This window comes from Nitrospira moscoviensis, assembly GCF_001273775.1.
Lineage (GTDB): Bacteria > Nitrospirota > Nitrospiria > Nitrospirales > Nitrospiraceae > Nitrospira_D > Nitrospira_D moscoviensis.
Genome location: NZ_CP011801.1, coordinates 2,506,881 through 2,533,052, shown reverse-complemented (window position 1 = coordinate 2,533,052; position 26,172 = coordinate 2,506,881). Strand labels below are relative to the sequence as shown.

Genomic DNA, 26,172 nt, shown 5'->3' with positions numbered 1-26,172 from the left:
CTGATGAAGTGATACGACAGACGAAGCAAGGCGCGGGGGGAGGCGCAGGTGTGGGGGATCTCCATGCAGGAACAGCCGGTATGAACGAGCGCAATCCCTACGACCCCGGCGCCGTCACGATTCTCAACGTCGATGACGACGAAGCGGCGCGGTACGCCAAGGGACGCATTCTGCGCCGGGCGGGCTATCGGGTCGTCGACGCGGCCGGCGGTGCCGAGGCGCTGCGGCTGGCGCAGGAGGTCCGGCCGCAACTGGTGTTGCTGGACGTGAAGCTGCCCGATATCGACGGATTGGAAGTCTGCCGCTCGCTCAAAGGGGACCAAGCCACGGCGTCGACGATGGTGTTGTTGATCTCCGCGTTTGCCGTGCGGCGCGAGGACAAGGTCAGCGGGCTGGAGCTGGGCGCGGACGGCTATCTCGTCGAGCCGGTCGAGCCGGATGAGCTGCTGGCGACGGTGAAAGCGCTCGTGCGCTTGTATCGCAGCGAGCAGCAACTGCAGCTGACGTTGAACGGGATGCGCAAGAGCGAAGGACAATTGCGCGCGATTCTGGACCGCGCGCCGTCCGCCATCGTCATCAAGGATCGAAGCGGGCGCATCCTCTTCATGAACGAGCAGTGCGCCCGGGTCCTGGGCGTGGAGCGGGCGGACGTCGTCGGCGGCATGGAAGGCGACCTGTATCCGCCCGCCGCGGCCGAGCCGATGCGCGCCCGTGACGAGCGGGTGTGGGAGACCGGCCGGCTCCAGGTGGCGGAAGAGCAGCTCAAGCAGCCGGACGGCCTCCATACGTATTTATCGCAAAGGTTCTTGCTGCGGGACGCCGACGAGCGGCCCTACGCCCTGTGCGTTATCGCCACCGACATCACCCCGCGCCGGCGGATGGAGGATCAACTGCGGTCGTTCGCCGGGCAGTTGGAGCAGCTGGTGGATGAGCGCACGCAGGAATTGATGCAGTCGCAGGAGCGCCTGCGCGCGCTGGCGACGGAGCTGAACGTGACCGAGCAGCGCGAGCGGAAGCGGCTGGCGGCGGAGCTGCACGATCATCTGGCGCAGATGCTGGTGCTGGGGCGGCTGAAGCTGTCGCAGACCAAGCGGATCGCCGATGTGCCGCCCCGCTGCGCCGGCCTGATCGCCCAGACCGAAGACGTATTGGACGAGTCGCTCCGGTACACCCGCACGCTGGTGGCGGACCTGAGCCCGCCGGTGCTCCACGATTTCGGGTTGCCGGCGGCGGTCAAGTGGCTGGGCGAGCAGATGGGCCGGCACGGCCTCGCGGTCGCGGTGTCCGCGCCGGACGGCGCCTGGAACCGGCTGCCGGGCGATCAAGAGATGCTGCTCTTTCAGTCCGTGCGCGAGCTGTTGATGAATGCGGCGAAGCATGCGCAGTGCCGGGAGACGACGGTGTCGCTGGCGCAGCGCAACGGGGAGCTCTGCATTCAGGTGCAGGACCGGGGAGTCGGGTTCGATCCGGAGGCCCTGGCCGCGGATGGCCCTTCGATGACCGTCGCGTCGAAGTTCGGCCTGTTCAGCATCCGCGAGCGCATGCGCGCGCTCGGCGGCTCATTCCACCTCGACAGCGGGCCCGGGCAGGGAACGACGGCGACGCTCACGCTGCCGCTCGGCGGCAAGGAAGCATTGAGTGGGAAAGCATTGGGCATTGAGCTCGGGAACGAAGTAAGACATTCAGGAGCTCTAAGGGCTGTACCTCAACGCTCAACGCTTTCTGACTCAAAGCTCCACACTGCGAGGATCCGCGTGCTGCTCGTGGACGACCATGCCATGGTCCGGCAGGGACTGCGCAGCGTGCTGGAGACGTATGCCGACGTGGAGATCGTCGGAGAAGCGGCCGACGGGGAAGAGGCGGTCGCCGGCGCCGAACGGCTGGCGCCGGACGTCGTGGTGATGGACATCAACATGCCGAGGATGAACGGCATCCAGGCGACGGCGCGGATGAGAGCCGAACATCCGCAGACGGCGGTGATCGGGTTGTCCGTGAACGCCGAAGGCGAGAATCAAGAGGCGATGAGGCGCGCGGGCGCCCATGTGCTGCTGACGAAAGAAGCGGCGGTGGACGAGCTCCATCGGGCGATCCAAGGCGTGCTGGCGGGAAAATGAAGAAGGTCTATCTGGTGCGTGGTCTATCTGGTGCCAGGACCAGACAGACCAAACAGACCAGACAGACCAAACAGACCAGAAAGACCAAACAGACCAGAAAGACCAGAAAGACCAGAAAGGAGTGCCGATGTCTTCCACCAATAATCAGTCGGAAGCCCTTGTCGCAGGGCTGCATATTCCGCTGGAGCGGGATCTGTTCACTCGCATGCTGATCCGTGAATTGAGCGGGACGCTGCAAGACGTCGTCGGGCTCGAAGAGGCCTCCGGCTTCGTCAGCGTGGTCGGACAGAAGATCGGCGACCAGATCAACGCCGACTACAAAGAAGCCTTGCAGGTGTCCCACCTGAGCCGCGAGCAAGTGCGCGATGTCCTGGTCGATCTGAAGCGGCGGATCCAGGGCGATTTCTATGTCATCGAGGAAAGCGACGAGAAAATCGTCCTGGGCAACCGGCGATGTCCGTTCGGCGACAAGGTGTTGGACCGGCCGGCGCTCTGTATGATGACCTCCAATGTGTTCGGCTCGATCGCGGCGGAGAACTTGGGCTATGCCAAAGTGGCGCTGGAGCACACCATCGCGCGACACGATCCCGGTTGCCGCGTGGTCGTGTACCTGCAACCGACGTCCGGCGCCGAACAAACGAATGGGCGGGAGTATTTCAAAGGGATCTAAGCCATGTCCAAAGCCATCGTTGCGCTGCTGGAGTGCGTGCCTGATCCGTTGGTCATCGTGTCGGCCGACGGCGTCATCGTCCGGGCCAACAGGGCGTTTGCCGCGTTGGTCGACACCGCCGCGGAGCGGCTCATCGGGCTGCCGCTGAACCGGTTCGTGGGAACGACGGACGCCGAGGTGCGGGAGCTCCTCGACCGTTCCTGCCGCACGGCGGCGCCGCTGCCGTTTGCGGGACACATCCGGCAGGCCAAAGGCGCATTCGCGCGATGCCGTCTGTACGGCGGGCTGTTGGAGCGCGGGACGTCGAAGAGCGCGACGACGGTCTGCCTGCGCGTCGCGCCCTACGGCGAAGCCGCGCGCGGGTTCCTGCGGCTGAATGAGGAGATCACGGGCCTCAAGCGCGAAATTCTGGCCCGCCAGCAGGCCGAGGCGACCCTGCGCGACAGCGAGGACCGGTATCGACAGCTCATTCATGCGCTTCCGGCGGCGGTGTATACCTGCGATCGGGAAGGCCGCATCACGCTCTACAATCAGGCGGCGGCCGCCCTGTGGGGGCGGGAACCGGAGGTCGGCGAGGATCGGTGGTGCGGATCGTGGAAGATCCACCGGCCGGACGGGACGCCGCTGCCGTTAGAGGAATGTCCCATGGCCATCGGCTTGCGGGAAGGCCGCGCGGTGCGCGGCGAAGAAGTCATCGTCGAACGGCCGGACGGTACGAGGCGCCACGTGATCCCGAACTTGGAGCCGATCAGGGACGCGGCCGGGACCATAACGGGCGCCGTCAACATGCTGATGGACATCACCGAGAACAGACAGGCGGAGCAGGCGCTCGCCAATTTAGCGGCCATCGTGACGTCGTCCGACGACGCCATCGTCGGGATGGACTTGCACGGCGTCATCACGAGTTGGAACCGGGCCGCGGAGGGGCTGTACGGTTACACCGCCGAAGAGATGATCGGACAGCCCGTGAGCCGGCTGATCCCGCCGGACCGGCACGACGAAGGTCCGCACATTCTGGGGCGGCTCGTCAGGGGGGAGAAGATCGAGCATTACGACACCGTCCGCCGGCGGAAAGACGGCGTGGATCTGCACATTTCGCTCACGGTCTCGCCGGTGGTGGACCCGCAGGGCCGGATCATCGGCGCCTCCAAGATCGCCCGCGACATCACCGCGCAGAAGCGCGGGGAGCAGACGCTGCTGGAGCGGGACGCGGCCTTGACGGCGGCCAACCAGGCGATGGTGAAGCAAGCGATCGCGCTGGCCGAAGCCAACAATGAACTGGAAAGCTTTTCCTATTCCGTCTCGCACGATCTGCGGGCGCCGCTCCGCACGATCGACGCCTTCAGCCGCATCATAGAGGAGGACAATGGGCCCCGATTGGACGCCGAAGGCCAGCGCTGCTTGACGATCGTCCGCAAGGCAGCCGCCCAAGCCGGCGAGCTGATCGACGACTTGCTGGAACTGTCACGGCTGAGCCGTCAGAGCATGCAGCTCCGGTCGATCGACATGACGGCGCTGGCCCGCGACGCGGCGGACGATCTGCAGCGGCTGAACGAGAGCCGAACGATCGATTTGCGGATGGCCGACTTGCCGCCGTGCCGCGGCGATCAGCGGCTGCTGAAGCTCGTCTGGACGAATCTGCTGGGAAACGCGTTCAAGTACACCCGGTACGCCAAAGCGGCGCGCGTCGAAGTCGGGTGGCTGCCGGACGACGTCCAGGCCGACGCGGCCGTCTACTACGTGAAGGACAACGGCGTGGGGTTCGACATGAAATACGCGCACAAGCTGTTCGGGGTGTTTCAGCGGCTGCACCGCAAAGAGGACTTCGACGGAACGGGCGTCGGGTTGGCGATCGTGCAGCGCATCGTCCACCGCCACGGCGGCCGGGTGTGGGGCGAAGGGAAAGTGGACGGGGGCGCAACCTTTTATTTCTCGCTACGAAAGGCGGCGGCATGACGAACGGCATGGAGATCTTGTTGATCGAAGACAATCCCGAGGACGTGGAGTTGACGCTGCGGGCGTTCCGGAAGTACCACCTGGCGAACAGGATTCAGGTGGTGCGGGACGGCGAAGAGGCGCTGGAATGCCTCTTCTCGACCGGGCGCTACGCGGGGAGCGGTGAGTGCGCGAACACGCGGCTCATCTTGCTCGATCTCAAGCTCCCGAAGGTGGACGGACTGGAGATTTTGCAGAAGTGCAAATCGGATCCCCGCACCAGGAACATCCCCGTCGTGGTGCTGACGTCGTCGCGCGAGGAACAGGATTTGATCAAGAGTTACAATCTGGGCGTGAACAGTTACGTGGTCAAGCCCGTCGATTTTCCGCAATTCACCGACGCGGTCCGGCAACTGGGGCTCTATTGGATGCTGCTGAATCAGGTGCCGGCGGAATGGCGCGCCGAAGGCGGGCAGGGCGGAGGCGGATGACTCCGCCGCGAACGGAGGAGAAGCCATGGGTAGCCTGCGCGTGCTGATCGCCGAAGATGAACCGCTGGACGCCGAATTGGTCGTCCGGGAGCTGAAGAAAAGCGGCTACGATACCGAGTGGCGGCGGGTGGAGACGGCCGAAGAATTCCGCGGCCGGCTCGAAGCCGATCCGCCCGATCTCATCATCTCGGATCCCGCCATGCCGCGGTTCAGTTCGGCTGCGGCGCTGGAATGCCTGCACGAGAGCGGCCTGGACGTCCCGTTCATCGTCGTGTCGCACGCGATCGGGGAGGAGGAAGCGGTGCAGCTCATCCGCAACGGGGCGGACGACTTTTTGATGAAAGACCGGCTGGGCCGGCTCGGCGAAGCGGTGCGGCGGGCGCTGGATCAGCGCCGCCTTCGGAGAGAGCGGGACGCCGCCCGGCAGGCCACCGAGCAGCGATCGCGGGAGCTGGAGGCGTTTCACACCCGGCTGCGCGCGTTGGCATCGGAGCTCACCTTGGCCGAGCAGCGCGAGCGCAAGAAGCTGGCGGCGGAGCTTCACGACTACCTGGCCCAGATGCTGGCGTTGGGGCGGATGAAGGTGGCGCAATTGCGCCCGCGGCTCGCGACCGCTCTCGAGGCCGCCGCGCCGCTGCGGGAGATCGACGACCTGTTCAGGAACGCCATCACCTATACCCGCTCGCTGATGGCCAAGTTGAGTCCGCCGGTGCTGGAGGAATTGGGGCTGCCGGCGGCCCTCAAATGGCTGGCCGAGCAGATGCCGCTGCACGGGCTGGCGGTCGAAGTGCGGTCGGCGGTCGAGAAGGTGCCGCTGCCCGACGATCGGGCGGTGCTGCTCTTCCAGTCCGTTCGCGAACTGCTGATCAACGTCGCCAAACACGCCGGCACAGACCGCGCGACGGTGACCCTGCGCCTCGACGAGGCCGGACGGCTCCACGTGGACGTGCAGGACGCCGGCCGCGGATTCGACCCGGCCGCTCTGGAAGCCGCGTCCGGCGGCGAACATTTCGGCCTGTTCAGCGTGCGCCAACGCATGGACGACATGGGCGGGTGGTTCACGGTGCGCAGCGCCGTCGGCCAAGGCACGACCGTCACGCTGACGCTGCCGCTGGAAGGGTGAGGGCGACTTGAGGCGATCCACTTCCGGTGATACACTGCGCCCACAACCGCTCAGAGGAGACTCTATGGCAGCAGCAAGTCCTCGGGTCCACGTGGTTCTCGATGAGCCGATCTATGAAGGTCTGAGGCGCTGGGCCAGGCGTGAAGGAATTCCCCTTTCATTGAAAGTCCGCGATCTCGTGAAAGATGCGCTCGAAGCGGAAGAAGATCGCTTGCTCAGCCAACTGGCCGATCGCCGATCGGCGACCTTTGATAAGAAAAACTCCCGGACGCATACGCAGACTTGGGGACTACCCAAACGGTCGAGGCACTGAGTGCCGTTCACTCTTCGCTATCATCCTCTGGTAGGCGAAGAAGATGTTCCAAAAATTCCCCAAAACCTGCGTCGCCGGATCGCTGACGCCACCCAATCACGTCTCACGCTTCAACCTCACCAGTACGGAATCCACTTCGAAAAACGTTGAAAGGGTATTGGAAGCTCCGAGTCGGGGATTATCGTGTGGTGTATAAAATGGAGAAGGAAGAGCTTATCATTTTAGCTGTCCGGCACCGAAAAACCGTCTATGAAGACGTCATGCAGAGGCTCGGCTGAAGCCGATCAACGTTCTCTGAAGCGCACGTCGTGAGGAGAGCTACTCAGGCGAGGTCGATCCGTTTCCACGCGCGGCCGCGCGGCATGAGTGTGGCGCCGTGATGCCGGAGCGTCGTCAACATCTGCGCGGGGTCGCAGTTCGCCGTCGGGTAGGTGCAGAGGGCGATCATCGGCCGGTGCGCGATGGCCTGTTGAACCTGCCCTTCGTACCGGTCGAAGGCCGCCCACTCGGTCTTGTGCGCCAGCCAGAACGGATTGCCGGTCACCCGGAGCCCTGCGAATCCCCGGCGCGCGGTGTAGTCGGCGCGCGATGCCCAGTTCTGGAGAATCTTGTCGGTATCGAAGCGTCCGTTGGTCAAGTACCACTGCGTATGGGGGACGATTTCCAACTGCCGCGCCGCCAGATAGCGATGCGCGTCGGGCATGACGCGCTCCAGCGCGCGGAAGGCATCCCCCTCTTGAATCGGGCCGCCCGTGACCCACATGCAGAACTCGTGATCCTCGAGCCCCGCTCGGATGAACGGCACGACAAGGTCCAGCAATTCGACCTTCGAGCGGTAGAACACGCAGAGATGTTCGCCCCACGACACCTGCGGCAGTCCCGGTACGCCGAGCCGGCGGGTGCTCTCTCTGTCGCGACACGAGGGCTGGGCGGATGGATGCATACCGGGGCTGTATCATGGGCCGTCGGGGCCATCAACTAGGGAGCACCCCAGCTGATTTGGACGGTCGTAACGCGTACACTCGACCACTCGCCGCCGATGAAATTGCCCGGTAGGGGGATCATGCCGTCCCACGCCGTCAAGTTTTACGAGGATGACGCCTTCCTGATCGAAGCGGTGTCGGCGTTCATTCTCACCGGACTCCAGGCCCGGGGCGGCGTCGTCGTCATCGCCACGGCCCGCCATCTGGAAGAACTCGACAAGGCGATGGCCTTCGGCGTGCGGCCGTCGGCAGGCACGCTGCTCCTGCTCGACGCCCATGAAATGCTGGCGCGGATTGTGGTCGAGAGCCGGCCGAGCGAGCCACGATTTCTGACCGTGTTCGGCGAGCTCGTCGACACTGCGTCGCAGGAGGGGCCGGTCCGCATCTTCGGAGAAATGGTCGCCGTGCTGGCGGAACAAGGCCGCATCGGCGCGGCCCTGCACCTGGAAGAGCTCTGGAACCGCTTGGGCGCGACGCGCCCGTTCTCGCTGCTGTGCGCGTATCCGCTCGGCGTCTTCGCGCCGGGCGCCGGGACGGACGCCTTCCTGGACGTGTGCGCCGCGCATGACCGGCTCCTCACGACCGCGTCTCACTCCTGCCCGGTCGCGATGGAGGCGTGAGGCAGTCTTGTCTATACGGTCTATCTCGTCTGTCTGGTCTGTCTTGTCGAACCAGATAGACAAGATAGACCTCCGCACCCAATAGACGCCGGCTTACTCGCCGCGCGCCGGCGCCATGTCGCGATCGAAGACCTCGCGCGACAGGAATTCCACGTAGACATGGGCGCGCCGCAGCGTGCCGGTCAGCGCTCGGAGAAGCGCGCTCCTCGTGCGCAACTGGTCCAGGGCGTACGTTCCTCCGCTTCCGAAATAGACGAGGCCTTCGGGTTCGTCCGGCCGGCCCTTGCCGAGTTCCCTTAGGGTCAGGCTCCAGTGATCGAGCAGTTGATCCCGCAGGCTCCGCTCGTCTTTCGGCGCGGTCGTCAACAGGCGCCACACCGATTCGGGCACGAGCTGGCGCCCTGCTCCGCGCCCCTCCCGGATCTCTTTCAGCAGATTCCGCTCATGGTCCAACTTCTGCTCGCCGGTTTGGAGAATCGTCAGCGTGCCGAGAGCGGCGGCGAAGGAGCCGGCGACGATGGCGATGACGTCTTCCGAGACGGTGCTGCCGCCGAGCAGGATGGCGCCGCCGGTAATCGACGCGACGCCGCTCACTATGATGGTGGCGAGCGTTTGAATCGTGGAACGATTGGATTTGAGCGTCTGAAGCTGGTCCGTCAGTTCCTGCACGCGGCCCTGCTCGCAGCTGACTTCGGCTTCCACCCTGATGATTTCCTCGGTGATGAGGAAGAGACGGCTCAGGAGGCGCTGCCGGATCGCCAACAGTCTTAGGGCGCGGTTGCCCGAGTCCGGCTCGGCCGCTTCCAACTCCGCCATCCGCCGGAGCAGCGGCGTGAGGCCCAGGATGCCGGCGGTGCGCAGCGCCTGCGGCGAATAACCGGAGGGTTCGGGTTCCCGGGGCGGTTCGCCCGGCTCACGTAGCGGCGGCGAAGGGAGATCGCGCCGCGGGGAGGTCTCCGCCGCGCAGGCTTCGGACAAGTTGACCGGTTGATCCTGAACCGTGGTCCTGAGGAGCGCGCAGCCGGCGTTCAGCGCGACGGCGACGCACAGGGCGGCCGCCAGGCGGCGGCGATCGGCGGCCATGGATCGGCTTTCTTGCCGCTATGCTCCCGGCGGCGACTCTTGCGTCGGCTAGCGGCCCTGTCCCAGGCCCATCGCCCAAGCGGCGTTGATGAGGCGGGCGGACGATTCCGGTCCGCTGAGCGTGTCATCGAACAGCGTCGAATAGGCGTGGCGCATCTGCAGTCGGAAGTCCTCATGCCGGTCCTGCGGTACGCCGGCCAACGCGGCCAGGGACGCGAGATATTCGCCGTCGCCGCGCGCGACGTCGGTGCGTAAATTCTCCACGGAATATTTCGCGAAGAGCTCCAGTTTCTTGCGCGCCCGGGCCGGCGAGTTGGGGCCGTCGGCGCCCGGCGTCGTGCTCGACGTGAACTCCGTCGTCGGCTGCACAAGTTCGTGGGTGGCGTCGGTGACACCGCCGGACAGCGCAGTCGTGGCGTCGAACGGCGCTTTGGTCAGCTCGACTGTGGCATCGCACCCGGTCAGCGCCCCAACGATTCCCGCGATCAGGATCCAGCGTCCGTTGGTCATAGTCTTCCTCCTCTGATGGGTTCTTGTTCGTGCTCGATCCCTACCTTATTTCCTCTATCCATCAGACATACCGGTTCTTCGTCTCCGTTACCCCTGGGAAGGACCCTGGTGAAGTTCGAGGTTCGAACCCTCCGTTTGAACCAGGGAAGTCCCGAGGCTTTGACGACCAGCCCGGAATGTTAGATGTGAGGAATGCCTATCTCGACCTCGCAATCCGTCGACATCACGGCACCGACCATAGCTCAGCCGCAGTGGCGCATGACGCTGGGGGCGCAGGTGGAGCCGGGGGGCGTGCGCTTCCGGGTCTGGGCGCCCAAGCGGGTGCGCGTGGACGTGGTGTTGGAAGAAGACGGCCGAAGCTTTCCGTTGACCAAAGACGATCGGGGGTATTTCTCCGGCCATGTGCCGATTGCGGCGGCCGGCATGTCATACCGGTATCGACTGGACAACGGCGAGGCCTACCCCGATCCCTGCTCGCGCTTTCAGCCGCAGGGCCCGCACGGTCCCTCGCTCATCGTGAACCCGGGCGCCTATCGCTGGCGCCTCGACGAGTGGCCGGGCCTCCGGATGCCGGGACAGGTCATCTATGAACTGCATGTCGGGACCTTTACACCGGCCGGCACGCTCGACGCGGCGCAGGCGGAGCTGGACGAGCTCCGGGACGCCGGCGTGACGGTGATCGAGCTGATGCCGCTGGCCGAGTTTCCCGGCCGGTGGAATTGGGGCTATGACGGCGTGGATCTCTTCGCGCCGTCGCATGTCTACGGAGACCACGAGGCGTTGAAGCGGTTCGTCGACGCGGCGCACGCGCGGGGGCTGGGGGTGATCCTCGACGTGGTCTACAACCATTTCGGCCCGGACGGCAATTATCTGCCGCTGTACAGCGAGCAGTACGCGAGCGCGCGCCACCCCACGGAATGGGGGCAGGCGGTGAACTTCGACGGACCCGGCGCCGAAGGCGTGCGGGACTTCGTGGTGCAAAACGCCTGCTATTGGCTCGCCGAATATCGGCTGGACGGGCTGCGGCTGGACGCGGTGCATGCGATCTACGACGACAGCCCGGTCCATATCCTGGCGGAGCTGTCCCAGCAGGCGCGGGCCGCGGCCGGAGACCGCACCGTACTGCTGACCGCCGAATGCGAATCCCAGCTCATCCAGACGGTGCGGCCGATCGACCGCGGCGGGTGGGGGCTCGACGGCGTCTGGAGCGACGACTTTCACCACATCGGCCGGGTCGCCCTGACGGGGCGCCGCGACGCCTACTATTCGGACTATCGCGGCACGGCGCAGGAGCTGGTGTCGATCGTCAAACGGGGATTCGTGTATCAGGGCCAGCGCTACGAATGGCAGGACAAGCCGCGCGGCACCGCCGTCAAGGACGAGCGGGCGAGCGCGTTCGTGTTCTTCCTGCAAAATCACGATCAGATCGCCAATCACGTACGCGGCGACCGCCTGACGGCCTTGGCCGGACCGGACCGGTACCGGGCCTTGACGGCGCTGTTCCTCCTGGCTCCCGAAACGCCGCTGCTCTTCATGGGGCAGGAGTTCGCCGCCTCGAGTCCGTTCCTGTACTTCTGCGACCATGCCGATCCCCGGTTGGCGGAGGCCGTCTACCAGGGGCGCAAACGGTTCCTGTCGGAGTTTCCCTCCTACGCCACGCCGGAGGCGCAGGCGGCGATTCCCGATCCCTGCGATCCCGCGACGTTCGAGCGCTCCAAGCTCGATCTCTCCGAACGAGTGCGGCATGCCGGCGTGTACCGCCTGCACAAGGATTTACTGCGCCTCCGGCGGGAGGACATGGTGCTGGCCAGGCAGGATCGTTCGTCGCTCGACGGCGCGGTGCTCGGGCCGCAGGCCCTGGCGCTGCGCTACTGCACCGAGACGGACGACGATCGCCTGTTGCTCGTGGATCTCGGTCCGGACCTCGCCTTCGTACCGGCGCCCGAGCCGTTGCTCGCGCCGGTGTCCGGCGGGAAATGGCGGCTTCTCTGGTCGAGCGACGACCCGCGCTACGGCGGATCGGGCGTCGTCAATCCCTTGAGCGACACAGGATGGCGGCTGAAGGGCGGGAGCGCGACGCTGTTCGCGGCGGTGAAACGGTAGTCTAGAAGACGGTCTATCTGGTGCGCGGTCTATCTGGTCTATCCAGTGCCGAAGATCCGGACAGACCAAACAGACCAGATAGACCAAACAGACCAAACAGACCAGACAGACCAGACAGACCATGACGACGACTTTTCCCGAGCTGAAGCCCTCCGGTGCGGCCGTCGGCGACCCGGCTTCGTTGTTGGCCAAGGAATGGCTCGTCACCAACGGCCTCGGCGGCTATGGATCCGGCTCGCTGCTCGGCATCGCGACGCGCCGCTACCACGGCCTCTTTGTTCCGGATATCCCGGGGCGCGGGCGGCTGGTAATCGTGCCGCGTTTAGATGAAACGGTCGAGCAGGGAGCCGACATGGTGCTGTTGTCCGGCGCGGAATATGCCGACGGGCGGATCGACGCCGACGGGTTCCGGTATCTGAAAGACGTGCAGCGTGACCGCCAGCAGCCGGTCTGGACTTTCGAGTTGGGTGGTTCCACCCTGGAAAAGCGGATCGCCGCGCCGCACGGACAGAACACCGTGTATGTCCACTACGCGTTGACCGAAGGACCGCCGATTCGCCTGCACCTGCGGCCGTTCGTCGGCTGCCGCCTGCACGACGCGCATCTTTCCGAGGGGCCTGCCGCCCCCTTCACCGTCACCATTCGCGCCGGGCGCTATGAAGTCGGGCTTCCGGACGGCCTTCCGCCGCTGAAACTGTCGCTGCAACCCCGCTGCGGCGTCTTCGTGGCCGGCGATCTGGTGAGCGCGGGCGTCTCCTATCGTGTGGATCGCGATCGCGGCTCCGAGCATGTCGAAGACCTGTTCAGTCCGGGCTATTTCACCGTGGACCTGTCGGCCGGGGGCGGCGTCAGCCTCATCGCCAGCGTGGAACCGTGGGACCTGTTGGAGCTCGAGTGCGCCGGCATGCTCGAGGCCGAACGGCGGCGCCTCGCCCGGCTGACGGCGCTGGCGCCCGATTTGGCGCGGGACGAGGTGACCAGGCAGCTGCACCTGGCGGCGGACCAGTTCATCGTGCTGCCGGGAGCCCGTCCGGAGGAACAGGCCCTGGCCCAGGCGTCAGGCGACGAGGCGCGGACGATCATCGCGGGCTACCATTGGTTCGGCGATTGGGGACGCGACACGATGATCAGCCTGGAAGGGCTGACGCTCTGCACCGGCCGTTACCGAGAAGCGAGGGCGATTCTCCACACCTTCGCCCGCTATATAAAGGACGGCCTCCTGCCGAACCTCTTCCCGGAAGGCGCGCACCAAGGGCTGTACCACACGGCGGACGCCACGCTGTGGTATTTCCATGCGCTCGAGCGTTATCTGGCCGTGACCGGGGACCGGGACACCCTCATGATGCTGTACCCGACCCTGAAAGACGTGCTGCGCCGCCATCGGAACGGCACGCGGTTCAATATCCGCGTCGATCCACGCGACGGGCTGCTGCACGCCGGTGCGCCCGGCTATGCCCTCACCTGGATGGACGCGAAGGTGGACGGCTGGGTGGTGACGCCGCGCCGCGGCAAGCCGGTCGAGATTCAAGCGCTGTGGTACAACGCGTTGCGGCTGATGGCCGAGTGGGGCGGGCAGTTGGGAGAACGGCCGGATCAGTGGAGTGAGATGGCGGAACAGGCGGCGGCCTCGTTCCATCGCCGGTTTTGGTACGACGCGGGCGGCTATCTCTACGACGTGGTGGACGGCGAGACCGGCGACGATTCGGCGCTGCGGCCCAACCAGATTTTCGCCCTGTCGCTGCGATTTCCCGTGTTGCGGCAGGAGCGCTGGCCGCCGGTCGTCGCCGCGGTGACCGACAAGCTGCTGACCCCCTTCGGACTGCGCACGCTGACACCGGATCACCCCGACTACAAGCCGACTTACTCGGGCGACTTGCGCGCCCGTGACGCCGCCTATCACCAAGGCACCGTGTGGCCGTGGCTGATCGGCCATTATCTGGACGCGCGGCTGCGCATCGACGGCGATCCCGCCGGCGCGCACCGCCTGCTCGCGGCATTCCACTCCCATCTCGGCGAGGCCGGCATCGGCACGATCAGCGAAATCTTCGACGCCGAGCCGCCCTATCATCCCCGCGGCTGCATCGCCCAGGCCTGGAGCGTGGCGGAAGTGTTGAGAGCGTATCTGAAGACGAGAAGTGATGGGTGATGGGTGATGAGCGCCGGTCTTTGCCTGCAGGACGAATCTTATGAATAAGTCCTTAACTCATCACTCATCACCCATCACGCATCACTCCCCGTGCGACATCCGCATCGGGACATCGGGCTGGCATTACACACATTGGCGGGGGCCGTTTTATCCGCCGGACTTGCGGGCCGCGGACATGCTGGCGTGGTATATGGAACGGTTCGATACCGTCGAGATCAACAACAGCTTCTACCGCCTGCCGACGCCCGAGACCTTTGCCGCCTGGCGCCGCGCCACGCCTCCTCGGTTCTGCTTCGCGGTGAAAGGGAGCCGGTACATCACCCATCGGAAACGCTTGAAGGATCCGCAGCCGGCGTTGGAACGCCTCCTGCCCGCCGCCGAGGCGCTGGGCCGAAAGCTCGGACCGATCCTCTTTCAACTTCCGCCCCGCTGGTCCCGCAACATCGAGCGGCTGGCGGACTTCCTCGACGCGCTGCCGCCGCGCCGCCGCTATGCGTTTGAATTCCGGGATCCGAGCTGGCACGATGCGGCGGTCTATCGGCTGCTCAATAAACACAACGCGGCCTTTTGCATCTATGAATTGGATGGATTCGTCTCCCCGGTCGAGGTGACCGCCGACTTCGTCTACGTCCGCCTCCATGGGCCGGGGAAGAAGTACGAGGGAGATTACGCTCCGCACGCGCTGGCCGCCTGGGCCGCCCATATCCGCGGCTGGCGCCGCACGCAGGCCGCGGTGTACGTGTATTTCGACAACGACCAAGCCGGCTACGCCGCCAAGAATGCCGCGGAGCTCAAGGCCCTAGTGGAACAGACCAGACAGACGAGATAGACCAGATAGACCAAACAGACCAGACAGACCAGATAGACAGGACAGACCAGATAGACCAGACAGACCAAACAGGAGGACCGTCCGTGGCGTTCAGCATCGCGAGAGCCGTGGTGATCAAGCACGGCAACGTCTTTTTTCTCGCCCCCGAAGAAGGGGAAATTCCGTTCACCTCCGGCCACGGGTTCGGACTCTACTACCACGATTGCCGGTACCTCAACGGCTACGAGCTGTTGGTGGGCGACGTCCATCCCGAACCGCTGGGCGCGCGGGCATCCGAAGGCGCGCGGGCCATGTTCCGGCTGACGACGCCGGACTTCCGCATGGCGGACGGGCGAGCGGTGCCGCGCGAAACCGTGGGGCTGAAATGGGAGCGGGTCATCGATTCCGAGCAGTGCCTGCTGCAGGAGCGGCTGGAGATCCAGAACTTCGGCCACGAGCCGGTCGAGTTCCCGCTCGCCATGCGGTTCCGCGCCGGGTTCGAGGACGTGTTCGAGATCCGCGGGTTGTTGCGCGAGGTGAAAGGCAAGTTGTATCGCCCCGGGTGGCGCGACAAGTGTCTGTGCTTCTCCTATGAGGGCGGCGACCACGTGACCCGCAGTCTGGCCGTGCATTTCGATCCGCTTCCCCCGGACGTGAAGGGCAGCGCGGTGCAGTTTCATCTGAGGCTGCAGCCGAACGAGATCAACGTCATCCGCATCGTCCTCGCCATCGCCGAATCCGACCGGGTGCCGGCTACGGTGTGCGCGCAGGTGAACATCCGCCGCGATCTGCCGACGGTCGTGCGGGTGATGCGCTCCGAGTGCGAAGAATGGATGATGCGGGAAACCGAGGTGCATACGGACAGCGAGGCGGTGAACCGGATCATGAAGCGGTCGCTGATGGACCTGGTCATGCTGCGGACGACGATCGGCGGCGACGAATTTTTCGCCGCCGGCGTGCCCTGGTACGCGACGCTGTTCGGGCGCGACTCTCTGGTGACCTCGCTCCAGACGCTGGCCTACGGCGCGGAGACCGCCGCCGATTCGCTGCGCCTGCTGGCGCGGTATCAGGGGGACCGGGTCAGCGAGTGGCGCGATGAGGAGCCGGGCAAGATCCTGCACGAGCTGCGCGTGGGTGAGTTGGCGCGGATGAACAAGATCCCGCACACGCCGTATTACGGCACGATCGACGCCACCCCGCTGTTCATCATCCTGATGAGCCGGTACGCCGATTGGACGGGGGATCTCTCGCTGTTCACCGAGCTGCGCCCGCACGTCGAGCGCGCGCTGGAATGGATCGACCGGTACGGCGACGCGGCGGGCGACGGCTACGTCAGCTATCTCGGCCACAGCGACAAGGGCCTCCTCCACCAGGGCTGGAAAGATTCGGGCGACGCCATCGTCACCGCGGACGGGCGTTTCGCGGAGCCGCCGATCGCGCTGGTGGAAGTGCAGGGGTATGTATATCTGGCGAAACGGTCCATCGCCGACTTGTACGAGCGCGTGGGCGAGCCCGATCGGGCGGCCCTGCTGCGCGAAGAGGCGCGCGAGCTGCGCCGGCGGTTCAACCGCGACTTTTGGATGGAGGACGAGGGCTGTTACGCGCTGGCGCTGGAAACCGGGGGGCGGCCTTGCCGGGTCCTGTCGTCGAATGCAGGCCAGGCGCTGTGGACCGGCATCGTCGACGAGGAGAAGGCGGGGCGCGTCGTGGACCGGCTGATGAGGCCCGATCTGTTCAGCGGCTGGGGCGTCCGCACGCTGTCCTACAAGGAACGCCGGTACAACCCGATGGGGTATCACCTGGGCACGGTGTGGCCGCACGACAATTCGCTCATCGCGGCGGGGTTCCGGCGGTACGGGTTCGACGAGGCGGCCGGCCGGATCTTCGCCGGCCTGGTGGACGCCGCGCGGGAGTTCGAGGACTTCCGGCTGCCCGAGCTCTTCACCGGCTTCGGGCGGGAGGAGTACGGCGTGCCGGTGCGGTATCCGGTGGCCTGCCATCCGCAGGCGTGGGCGGCCGGCTCGGTCCCGTTCATGATCGAAACCCTGCTCGGGCTGGAGCCGGAGGCGTTGGAGCACCGGCTCCGGGTGGTCCGGCCCTTCTTGCCGGATTTCATCGGGCGTTTGGATCTCCGCCATCTGCAGGTCGGCAAGGGCGCCGCCGATCTCCGGTTCTCGCGCAAGGCCGACGGCCGTGTGGATGTGGAGGTCTTGAACATCGCCGGCACGCTGACGGTGGAAGTGGAGAAACAGTAAGGCGGTCTGTCTGGTCTGTTCGGTCTGTCTGGTCTATTCGGTCTATCTAGGGGTCCGCACGGACCAGACAGACGAGACAGACCAGACAGACAAAATCGATCTCATTCCATGGATTCCTCATTCGCCATCCGCTCCGGGCTTGCGCTGGTGCAGCGTCTGGTCCGCGAGGCCGGTTCACGCAACGTGGCGGCGCGTTTTTGGGACGGATCGGCGTGGGAGCTCCGGTCCGATGAGCGGCCCGCCGCCACGATCGTGTTCCGCCATCCCGAATCGATCAGCCGCATGCTGCGCCTGCCGATCCAGTTGGCGGTGGGCGAAGCGTACATCTACGACGATATCGACGTGGAAGGGGATCTCGCCGCGCTGCTTCCGCTGGCCGATCGCCTGCTCGAGCGGCGCTGGACGCCCGCCGACTGGCTGCGCTTCGGCGCCGCGGCCTGGAGCCAGCGGCATTTGAAACGACTGCCGGAAGAGACGCGGGCGCTCGTGCTGGACGGCCGCCGGCACGGCAAGCGCCGCGACCGGCATGCCGTGCGGTACCATTACGACGTGCCGGTGGAGTTTTACCGCTTGTGGCTGGACCGCCGGCTCCTCTATTCCTGCGCCTACTACCGCCGGCCGGACGACGCGCTGGACGACGCGCAGACGCAGAAGCTCGACTATCTCTGCCGCAAGCTGCGCCTCAAGCCGGGCGACCGTGTGCTCGACATCGGATGCGGCTGGGGCGGCTTCGCGCTGTACGCGGCGCAGAACTACGGCGCGTCGGTGCACGGCATCACCCTGAGCCGGCGCCAGGCGGAAGCGGCGAATCAGCGGGTCGAGGAGCTCGGGCTCGCGCGCCGGTGCCGCATCGATGTGCGCGACTATCGCGACGTGCAAGGCGACGCGCTGTACGACAAGATCGTCAGCATCGGCATGGTGGAGCACGTCGGCCGGGCGCAACTCGACGTCTACCACCGGCGCGCGATGGAGCTCCTGACGCCCGGCGGCGTGTTTCTCAACCAGGGCATCGGCACCCGGGACGGCAACCCCCGGCTGGGGCCGTTCGCCGACCGCTACGTCTTCCCCGACGCGGAGGTGTTGCCGATTCAGGAGATCGTCCGCGGCGCGGAGCGAAGCGGCCTCGAAGTGCGGGACGTGGAGAGTCTGCGCGAGCACTATATCCTCACGCTGGACGCCTGGCGGCGCCGGCTCGAAGAGCGCCACGACGAAGCCGCGCGCATCGTCGGCGAAGTCACCTATCGGGTGTGGCGTATCTATATGGCGATGGCGGCCTATCTGTTCAGGCGGGGGCGGCTCAGTCTCTATCAGACGCTCTGCGTGAAGGCGGTCGACGGGCGGACGGACCTGCCGCTCACGCGGGAGGATTGGTACCGGCAGGTTCCCGCCGCCCGTCACGAAACGCCGCAGGCGGCGTGAGCGGGATCGGTCTGTCTGGTCTATTTTGTTTGTTTGGTCTGTCTGGTTTGTTTGGTTTGTCTGGTTTGTCTGGTTTTCGTACCAGATAAACTAGAAAACCCTTGCGCCAGACAAACCAGAGAGACCTCGGACCAGATAGACCAATCTTCATATGGCCTCCCTCACTGCCATACGCGAGAAAACGGCCGGATGGCAGGCCTTGCTGCGCGATCGGAACGTGCGGTGGTTGTACGCGGGCCAAGTCGTGTCCCAGATCGGCGACGGCGTCAGCAAAGTGGCGCTGTTGTGGTTCGTGTACGCGATGACCGAATCCGCGCTCGATATGACGCTGATCGGCGTCTTGCAGACCATCCCGCCGCTGGTGTTCGGTCCCTTCGCCGGCGTGTACCTGGACCGCGTGCGCAAGCGGCGGGCGATGATCGTCATCGACTTGGCGCGTACCGGACTGCTCGCGGCGATTCCGCTCCTCTACGCGTTCGACCGGCTGACGCTGCCGCGGTTGTACGCGCTGGTTTTCATCACGGCGGTGTTTTCGATGGCCTTTGGGCCGGCTCTGAACGCCGCCGTGCCGCTGATCGTGGCCAAGGAGCAGCTCACCCGCGTCAACGCGCTGATGCAGAGCGCCATGACGATGGGGCAGCTGTTCGGGCCGGCGCTGAGCGGCGTGCTGATCGCCGCCATCGGCGCCCCGCGGGCGCTCTACGTCAACGCAGGCGGGTTTTTCATCGCGGCGCTCTGCAAGATTCCGCTCCGCGTGCCGCACGTGGAACTCCGGCGCACGAGCGACAGCTTGTGGAGGCAGGCGGTGAAGGATTTGTCGGAGGGGATCCGGTTCATCTTCATCCGGCACCGGCTGCTGTTTCTGCTGATGATCGTCGCGTCGGTGTTCTCGCTCGGGTCCACCGGATTCGTCTACTTGCTGCCGGTGGTCGGCGATCGCATTTTACACGTCGGCGCGGTCGCCCTCGGCTGGCTCTGGTCCTCGCTGAGCCTCGGCATTCTGGCGGCGACCGCCTGGCTGTTCTGGAACAAGCAGCCGCCGATTTGCCGCCGTCTCTGGCTGGTCGCCGGAGCGGCGGCGGCCGGCGGGGCGGCCGTGCTCGTCCTGCCGGCGAGCGATTCCGTCGCGGCGGCGGCTGCGTTGATCGCCGCGATCGGCGCCAGCTCCGGGCTCATCACGCCGCTCGTGTCCGCCTCGCTGCAAGAGCGAACGCCGAAAGAGCTGCTGGCGCGCGTGTTCGGGGTCTTCAACACCGGCTCGATGGCCTTCGCCATGATCGGGATGACGGTGTTCGGCTGGGCGGCCGACGCCTTGGGTCCCTCGATCAGCCTGCTCGGGATCGCCGGCGTGCAACTCGCGGCTGCGGCCATTACGGTGGCGGTCATCCCCTGGTGCCGCCGTCTGACGGAGCAAGCGGCTCAGCAGCCGGCCCTGCTGAGGAAGGCCTCGTGACCGCGTTGACGAGCCCCGATGCGCTCACGCTTCTGTTCAGGAAGGGCCGCCAGAATGGCGTTGAGGTGAGAGTCCGCCATAACGACAATTCTCCGTGGCGCAGCGCGCGAGCAGCACGAGGGATACTGGGCGTCCACCCAGTTTGCTCCAGCGATCCACGGACGCTACTGGGTAAACCCTCGCAGGAGTCCGGCCCGGCGGGGACATTCTGCCCGACCCGCGAGACAGGTTGCGCCGGTTGGGGGGATGGCACCCCGTCCATGAAGCGGGGTGTATCCCGGAGAAACTCAGCTCTTCCGCCAGGGGTGCCCCGCGGCACCAATGGCGCTGCTCTTGCACCGGCATGCTTAGAAGGAGCCACCCATGGCGACCAAAGGGCTGAGCTATCTATGCGTTCTGGCGGTCGGTCTGGGCCTGCTCGCCGCCGAGCCCGGCGGGGCGGAGTGGTACGTCGCCGGCCAAGCGGGCGTCAATTTCGCGGACCGGTTGGACGATATTCAAGGAACGGGCATTCTCCGGGGAGGGACCGCGCCGGATTTCGACCTCAAGAATGCCCTTGTGTACGGAGGCAAAATCGGCGTGTATCCGGGCAACGGCGCGGTGGGCATCGAACTGGATGCGTTTCACAGCTCGCCGCATCTCAAGGCCTTCAATAATCCGTTTACTGGAGAACATATCCCGGGAGCGCATCTCGGCATCACGAACGTGGGGCTGAACATTCTCTTCCGCTATCCGGGGCAGACGTTCCAGCCCTACGCCGGCATCGGTGGGGCGGCGTTGATCGCCCGCCTCGGCGATTCGCCCACGACCAGAAGCGACAGCGACGTGGGGTTCGGCATGAATCTGATCGCCGGCCTGCGGGCCTTCGTCACGCCCTATGTCGCCGTCTTCACCGAATACAAGTACACGCGCGGCAATCTGGTCTTCGATCAAGCCTTTCCCGCCGGCGGGGGATTCAGCGGCGACTACCGGGCGCAGCATGTGGTGTTCGGAATCAGCTACCATTTTTAACAGAGGTTAAGGCTAAGGTTGAGGTTTAAGGTTGAGCGAGGGCAATATGGAACAGCGCCGCTGTGACTCATTCCTTAACCTTAACCTCAGCCTTTTTCTTTTGCTTTCGGCCGCCTGTTCGAGCGGCCCGGCCGTCATCCCGCCGGAGCTGGAATCGCAAATCGATTCGTCCGTGTCCTTTCCGCAGCTGCTGGCCTCACCGGCTTCCTACAACGGCAAAACGGTGGTGCTGGGGGGAGAGGTCTTGTCGGCCAAGCGGCTGCAGGACGGCACACAGCTCGAAATCCTCCAACTCCCGGTGCAGGACGGCGACGATCCGCCGGCCTGGCGGCGCAGCGAATCCCAAGGCCGCTTTCTCGCATTCGACCGCGGCGGGCTCGATCCGGCTTCGTATCCGCCCGGCACGCGGGTGACCGTGGTCGGCGAGGTGACCGGCGAGCGCGTGCAACCGCTGGATGACTCCGATTATCGGTACCCGACGGTCGCCGTGAAGCACGTACATGTGTGGGACGCGAGCGAGTACCACCGCCGGCGGCGGGCGTCGCCGGTGGTCGGCCTCTTCGGCGGGCTGGGCTTCGGCTTCGGCGGCGGGCGCGGCGGGAGCTTCGGTGGTGTCGGCATCGGCACGGGATTCTAAAGGGAACGTCAAAAGTAAAAAGTGAAGAGAGAATCTGATGGGCGAAGGAGCACTAAAGAGGGATGAGGTCCTGACTGCGCATCATGAGGCCTGTTCGGCATAAACCCCGTTCACCTTCAGTAGTACGACGTCGGGTCCTTCATACAGCGGTTCGCCGTCGGGAGGCGGGATCGGCAAGTGCCTTCCGTTGATGATCAAGACGCAGTCGTACTGAGAGACTAACTCCGGCCGGAATGGTCCCGCGCGACGGGCATAGTCCGGGTCGTTCAACAGCGTGAGGTCATCCGGGCGAACGATATGGTAGGGGGTCGCCTTGACAAGGTTCTGCATGTCCGGCGAAAAAGCCACCGCCTGCCCGGCTTCTCGGGGGAAGGTAAAGAGGCTCGGCACGAATGCGCGGCGATACACGATGGCCAGGTTGGCGATCTCGAACGCCGGGATCGGCGGTAAACTGATCTGTGATGGATGCGCGACGACGACCAGGAGTTTGGCGCCGTACGGCACGCGGTCGATCGCCGCCAGATAATTGCTATAGACCCCGTTCGATTGGGCCCACACCTCGGCGATCAGCGCCACCCGCACCACGAACAAGGCCGCCAGCGCAACAGCCGTGAGCCGGCTCCATGCGCGCCACTCGGAGGCCGCGATCGCCACCAGGGCGATGGCGATGGGGAGCCGTTTGTCCGCGCCGTAACTGCTGAACAGCTCATCCGGCATGAGCAGAAACGTGATCGACAGCAGCGCGAGCGGCGCGGCCATGAATCGGTTGAACGTCAGGTTGCGCCGGAGAAGCCCCACCAGCACCACGGCCGCCAAGAGGGCCAGGCACGCGGCGTCGAATGCCAGGTGATAGTTGTGCAGGAGATTCAGCGGTGCGGCGACCTTCCGCCACATCGGCCCCCACTCGGTGGCCCCGGCTGCGCCGGATGTAGGGCTCACGAACAAGAACAGATACACGGCCGGAGCAAATTGTACCGCCGCCATCGCGGCCGCGGCGAGCGCCCGCCGCAGGTCGCGGCGTCGATCCCACAGCACGGTGAGCTCGTAACCGGCGATGCACAGCGCGTAGACGCCGAACGCGTAGAGATGCCCGAGATAGAGGAGCGTGGCCAGGACGGTTGCGGCGATCAAACGGATCACGGGCTGCCCGCGTAAGGCGACCCATCCGGCACACGCCGCCAGCGCGCAGCCCAGCGTGAAGAGATAGGCGACGAAGCCCCACAGGAACAGCCGGTTGTACACAAACAAGAGAGACAGGAACGGCCAGACGGAGGCGCGCGCATGAAGCGCCCGGTGAAGCGCGTACGTTCCCCCGACCATCGCGAGAATGGTGAGGGCGAGGAAGGCCTTTCCCGCCGTTTCCAACGGCATGACGCGGGACAGCAGGCCCACCACGAAGTCGAAGGCCAGATTCGGCTGCGCGCTCGTGACGTCGCGATAGTAGGCCGCCAGTTCCGGAACGCGAGGAAGGTTGGAGAGGATGTGGACGCGCGCCAGGTGATTCGGGTAGTCGGCGAGGGGCGGGATCGCCGCAATCACGATCGGCACGAAGGCGATCGCGATGCCGACAACGGCCCAGGCACCGACTCGGAAATCGGACGTATGCGCGTGAACCGCCAAACGAGCGCCCTCTCCCCATGAATGACGCGCCTCACGGCGCGGGCGGAATGATCGCCATGTAGGCGTCGCGCCGGAGGCCGTTCCAGTTGCTGGTGAAGACGACGAACCGGCCGTTCTTGCTGATGTTGGCCCGCGGCGTATCCCAAAAGCCGTCGTTGTTATGGGACCGATGATGGACGAGCCGTCTCATGCGTCCGGATCCGTCGGTCGCCGTCTGATAGATCTCGTTTTCGAACGGCCGGGAAGCCGAGGCCGCCGTCCCGCTGTAGCTGCTCGTGAGCACCCAATGCTCGTTGTCGGCCAGCGCGGAGTGGTGCGCGCCCGACCGGACGCCGCCGAAGTCGTACAAAATGCGGGGCCGCCTGAGCGTGCTCGAGGCGGTCGCCAGCGAGCGCCACTGAAGCGGTGAGGCCGCCCAGCCGGAGCCGACCATGGATTCGCGTCCGAGGGCGTAATGGCCCGGCGGCAGGTCCGAAGGATTGTCGTACAGCGGCGTCCGGGTCCCGGTGACCAGATCCAGGATGATCCACTGGAGCGAGTCGTGGACGGGCGGATCCGCTCCGCCCGCACAGACGGACAGGATCGCGTCGATCGCCAGATAGCGTCCGGTCTTGTCGATGTGGACTTCATCCATCGGCTGGAGATCCTCGTTCGCCAGGAAGCGCCGCTGCGATCGGCTCCACACGGCGTACCCCTCGTAGCGGCAATAGCCGGCGGCCTTCGTGAAGGCGAAGACGTCGTCGTCGTCGCTCTTGCTCAGTTGCCAGGCGATCTGATGCGGAGCCAGCACCGCGGAGAAATCCGTCTCCATGCCGCCCTGCCCCGTCGCGACGTCCCGCCGGTGGAGGACGCGCCCGACTTGATAGAAGATCAGATCGGCGTGCACGGAGCTCCATAGGATTTCACCTTGAGTTTCGACTCCGGCCGGCAGGGCCGGATACTTGGGGCCTCGCACGGTGAGCGTCCGGGGATCGAAATCGAGGATGTAGGGCTTGTGATCGCAATACACCAGGATCTTTGTATGGTCCAGATTCATGGACGCCCAATACGAATACAGGTTGCGGCATTGGCTTCCATCGGATTCATCGGTGAGCCGTAGGATGGGAATGCCGAACGCGGGATCGATGATCGTCCCGCCCTTGGACGGGGGATCGATGAAGCGCACGGGGTAGACGCCGGCATCCGCCTTCACCGTCTCGGCCGAGACGGAGTAGGGGAGCCGCGTTCCCTCCGTCGGCTCGTCGGGGCCGACCGGAGGCGCTACGGACAGGGTCCATGTCGTCAGGGCGAACCCGGCGAGCGCCCGCATCCGGGGCGCGGTGAGACGGCGCTGAATCGGTGGATGACCATCCATGGCGTGCTCCAATGACGACCGGCGCGGTGGCCTCACTTCCGGGCGATCCAGCCGAGGGGAGCCGGCTCCAGGGTGTAGGCCGTGAGATACGGCGCGCAGTAGTCCGTTCGCACGAGATAGACGAGGTCCGGCCACGTCGCATGCTCCTCGTCGCACTGAAGCAAGGCCCGATCCAAGAAGCGCCCGTTCACCTGCGCCGCGCGTAACGCCGCCATCGGAGTGAAATCGGACATGACGGCGGATCCTCGCGGGACGTACTTTTCGTAGGCGAGCACGAAGGCTTCCGCCGATCGATCCGGCAGATAGGGCACCAGGAAGTATTTGATGTCGTCGCGATACGGCAGCGCGACGGAGTGCGTCGGAAGCGTGACGGCCCCGCTGCTCGCCGCCAGAAATGTTCCGACGATGATCAGCGGATGGGCGAGGATCGCCGCCAGCGCGGCGTAGCGCGCGACGGCGTATCCGGCGTACCGCCTGGAGACCCAGGCCACGCCGAGCATGGTGTACAAGGCCGCCCCCGGCAGGAAAAATGTAAAGCGGTCGTTCAGCCGATAGCTCACGGCGAACAATAAGTTGAGCGTCGCCGCCCACCACAGCACCCGGAGTTTCGGCGAGGCGGGGCGCAGGACCAAGCCGAGCACGCCGATGCCGCACAGCGACACGAGGACCAACATCACGTAGGCCTTCCCTTCGAGCATCTTGTCGAATCGAAACAACGCGCGTTCCCACCCGGCCACCGCGGCGCCGTCGGACCCGGTCAAAAACACGCGGATCAGCCGGAGGACGTCGCCTCCTGCCGTGACGCTCTGGAACAGCGCGGAATAGATGGGAAAGACGCCGAGCAGAAAGCCCGGAACCGCCCAGATGATCCGCCGGCCGGCGCGCGGCAATACATAGACATACAGCGGAAAGAGCACGATGAACGTCAGTTGATGAGTCGCCGCGCCCAACCCGGTGAGGGCGCCGACCGCGAAGACCATGAGCGAGGGCCGGCGCGCCGCCTCCTCGTCGAAGACGATCCAGTAGGCGGCGAGCACGATGAGGAGGTGCAGAGCATAGACTTCGATCTTCGTGCTGACCCAAAACACGTTGTGCAGAAGGATCACGCCCAGCGCGGCCATGGCCGCATACGGCGGGTCCAATTCCAGCGCGCGGCCCAGCCGGTACACGACGTACGCGATCGGCACCAGCAACAGGCTGTTGAGATACGCCACGGCGGCGGGACCGAACAGATTGAACAGCCATACCGTCACGGCCTGATACAGCGGATGAAGAGTCGCATAGATCTCATCGGGGAAATAATCGCCCCGCGACGCGATAAACATCAGCCCCCCGTTGTCCATCCATTGAATCGGACCGCTCGACGCTCCGAAGCTCAAGGCGACGGCGGCCAAGAGAAAGAATCCGACCACGGCGGTCGCCCGGAAAGACGTCGCCCCGTCTACCGAGACGGCGTTCACCGTATGGTCTGCTGCGTCGCTTGAAGACAGGCGCACGATATCACTCCCGGGTCAGAACACGTTG

The 26,172-nt window shown here is 65.4% G+C and carries 22 protein-coding genes; 16 read left to right on the top strand and 6 right to left on the bottom strand.

Annotation, left to right across the window (positions count from 1 at the left end; genetic code table 11):
• The first annotated feature begins 80 nt into the window (after positions 1–80).
• The 7 genes from NITMOv2_RS12415 (at position 81) to NITMOv2_RS25040 (ending at position 6,924) form a co-directional block, all read left to right on the top strand.
• Entirely contained in the window at positions 81–2,114 is a 2,034-nt protein-coding gene (locus tag NITMOv2_RS12415) for a response regulator (RefSeq protein ID WP_053380172.1), read from the top strand.
• 127 nt (positions 2,115–2,241) lie between these two features.
• A complete protein-coding gene (locus tag NITMOv2_RS12410; protein WP_053380171.1) occupies positions 2,242–2,784 on the top strand; it encodes a methanogen output domain 1-containing protein in 543 nt (180 codons plus the stop codon).
• 3 nt (positions 2,785–2,787) lie between these two features.
• The gene (locus NITMOv2_RS12405; RefSeq protein ID WP_053380170.1) at positions 2,788–4,740 is read left to right on the top strand and encodes a PAS domain-containing sensor histidine kinase; all 1,953 of its coding nucleotides are present in this window, start codon (positions 2,788–2,790) and stop codon (positions 4,738–4,740) included.
• A complete protein-coding gene (locus tag NITMOv2_RS12400; protein ID WP_053380169.1) occupies positions 4,737–5,210 on the top strand; it encodes a response regulator in 474 nt (157 codons plus the stop codon). Before NITMOv2_RS12405 ends, NITMOv2_RS12400 begins: the two co-directional genes overlap by 4 nt.
• A 25-nt stretch (positions 5,211–5,235) precedes the next feature.
• Positions 5,236–6,333 carry a hybrid sensor histidine kinase/response regulator gene (locus tag NITMOv2_RS12395; protein ID WP_053380168.1) on the top strand — a complete coding sequence of 366 codons (1,098 nt, stop codon included), beginning with the start codon at positions 5,236–5,238 and terminating at the stop codon, positions 6,331–6,333.
• Between the two features lie 64 nt (positions 6,334–6,397).
• Entirely contained in the window at positions 6,398–6,646 is a 249-nt protein-coding gene (locus NITMOv2_RS12390) for a ribbon-helix-helix domain-containing protein (protein ID WP_145976310.1), read from the top strand.
• A 185-nt stretch (positions 6,647–6,831) separates the two neighbouring features.
• Positions 6,832–6,924, top strand: coding sequence for a hypothetical protein (locus tag NITMOv2_RS25040; RefSeq protein ID WP_420799874.1), 93 nt, complete (start codon positions 6,832–6,834; stop codon positions 6,922–6,924).
• A 44-nt stretch (positions 6,925–6,968) separates the two neighbouring features.
• Here the strand turns inward: NITMOv2_RS25040 and NITMOv2_RS12385 are convergent, their stop codons facing one another.
• The gene (locus NITMOv2_RS12385; RefSeq protein WP_053380166.1) at positions 6,969–7,589 is read right to left on the bottom strand and encodes an MEDS domain-containing protein; all 621 of its coding nucleotides are present in this window, start codon (positions 7,587–7,589) and stop codon (positions 6,969–6,971) included.
• Positions 7,590–7,709: 120 nt separating this feature from the next.
• Here NITMOv2_RS12385 and NITMOv2_RS12380 point away from each other — a divergent pair, with 120 nt between their 5' ends.
• Positions 7,710–8,249, top strand: a complete 540-nt coding sequence (locus tag NITMOv2_RS12380) for an MEDS domain-containing protein (protein WP_053380165.1) — start codon at positions 7,710–7,712, stop codon at positions 8,247–8,249.
• Positions 8,250–8,342: 93 nt separating this feature from the next.
• Here the strand turns inward: NITMOv2_RS12380 and NITMOv2_RS12375 are convergent, their stop codons facing one another.
• Complete coding sequence (locus NITMOv2_RS12375; RefSeq protein WP_053380164.1) at positions 8,343–9,332, bottom strand: hypothetical protein; 990 nt, start codon at positions 9,330–9,332, stop codon at positions 8,343–8,345.
• A gap of 48 nt (positions 9,333–9,380) precedes the next feature.
• Positions 9,381–9,842, bottom strand: coding sequence for a DUF3015 family protein (locus NITMOv2_RS12370; protein ID WP_053380163.1), 462 nt, complete (start codon positions 9,840–9,842; stop codon positions 9,381–9,383).
• Positions 9,843–10,034: 192 nt separating this feature from the next.
• On the opposite strand from NITMOv2_RS12370, the gene treZ reads away from it, so the two are divergent.
• The 8 genes from treZ (at position 10,035) to NITMOv2_RS12330 (ending at position 21,674) form a co-directional block, all read left to right on the top strand.
• Positions 10,035–11,945: a malto-oligosyltrehalose trehalohydrolase gene (gene treZ, locus NITMOv2_RS12365; protein WP_053380162.1), complete on the top strand. Its 1,911-nt coding sequence runs from the start codon at positions 10,035–10,037 to the stop codon at positions 11,943–11,945.
• A 121-nt stretch (positions 11,946–12,066) separates the two neighbouring features.
• Positions 12,067–14,091: an amylo-alpha-1,6-glucosidase gene (locus tag NITMOv2_RS12360; RefSeq protein WP_053380161.1), complete on the top strand. Its 2,025-nt coding sequence runs from the start codon at positions 12,067–12,069 to the stop codon at positions 14,089–14,091.
• A gap of 40 nt (positions 14,092–14,131) precedes the next feature.
• Positions 14,132–14,920, top strand: a complete 789-nt coding sequence (locus NITMOv2_RS12355) for a DUF72 domain-containing protein (protein ID WP_053380160.1) — start codon at positions 14,132–14,134, stop codon at positions 14,918–14,920.
• 83 nt (positions 14,921–15,003) lie between these two features.
• Positions 15,004–17,154, top strand: coding sequence for an amylo-alpha-1,6-glucosidase (locus tag NITMOv2_RS12350; protein WP_053380159.1), 2,151 nt, complete (start codon positions 15,004–15,006; stop codon positions 17,152–17,154).
• A gap of 108 nt (positions 17,155–17,262) precedes the next feature.
• Positions 17,263–18,573, top strand: coding sequence for an SAM-dependent methyltransferase (locus tag NITMOv2_RS12345; protein WP_053380158.1), 1,311 nt, complete (start codon positions 17,263–17,265; stop codon positions 18,571–18,573).
• Positions 18,574–18,724: 151 nt separating this feature from the next.
• The gene (locus tag NITMOv2_RS12340) at positions 18,725–20,026 is read left to right on the top strand and encodes an MFS transporter (RefSeq protein ID WP_053380157.1); all 1,302 of its coding nucleotides are present in this window, start codon (positions 18,725–18,727) and stop codon (positions 20,024–20,026) included.
• Positions 20,027–20,389: 363 nt separating this feature from the next.
• Complete coding sequence (locus tag NITMOv2_RS12335) at positions 20,390–21,037, top strand: outer membrane protein (protein WP_053380156.1); 648 nt, start codon at positions 20,390–20,392, stop codon at positions 21,035–21,037.
• Between the two features lie 46 nt (positions 21,038–21,083).
• Positions 21,084–21,674 carry a Slp family lipoprotein gene (locus tag NITMOv2_RS12330; protein ID WP_053380155.1) on the top strand — a complete coding sequence of 197 codons (591 nt, stop codon included), beginning with the start codon at positions 21,084–21,086 and terminating at the stop codon, positions 21,672–21,674.
• Positions 21,675–21,755: 81 nt separating this feature from the next.
• Here the strand turns inward: NITMOv2_RS12330 and NITMOv2_RS12325 are convergent, their stop codons facing one another.
• The 3 genes from NITMOv2_RS12325 to NITMOv2_RS12315 are packed head-to-tail and all read right to left on the bottom strand — an operon-like array spanning position 21,756 to position 26,144.
• Positions 21,756–23,294 (bottom strand): hypothetical protein, encoded by a 1,539-nt coding sequence (locus NITMOv2_RS12325; protein ID WP_053380154.1) that lies wholly within the window; start codon positions 23,292–23,294, stop codon positions 21,756–21,758.
• Between the two features lie 31 nt (positions 23,295–23,325).
• On the bottom strand, positions 23,326–24,648 hold the full coding sequence (locus tag NITMOv2_RS12320; RefSeq protein ID WP_053380153.1) for a hypothetical protein: 1,323 nt from the start codon (positions 24,646–24,648) through the stop codon (positions 23,326–23,328).
• Between the two features lie 32 nt (positions 24,649–24,680).
• Positions 24,681–26,144 (bottom strand): DUF2723 domain-containing protein, encoded by a 1,464-nt coding sequence (locus NITMOv2_RS12315; protein WP_145976309.1) that lies wholly within the window; start codon positions 26,142–26,144, stop codon positions 24,681–24,683.
• Between the last annotated feature and the right edge of the window lie 28 nt (positions 26,145–26,172).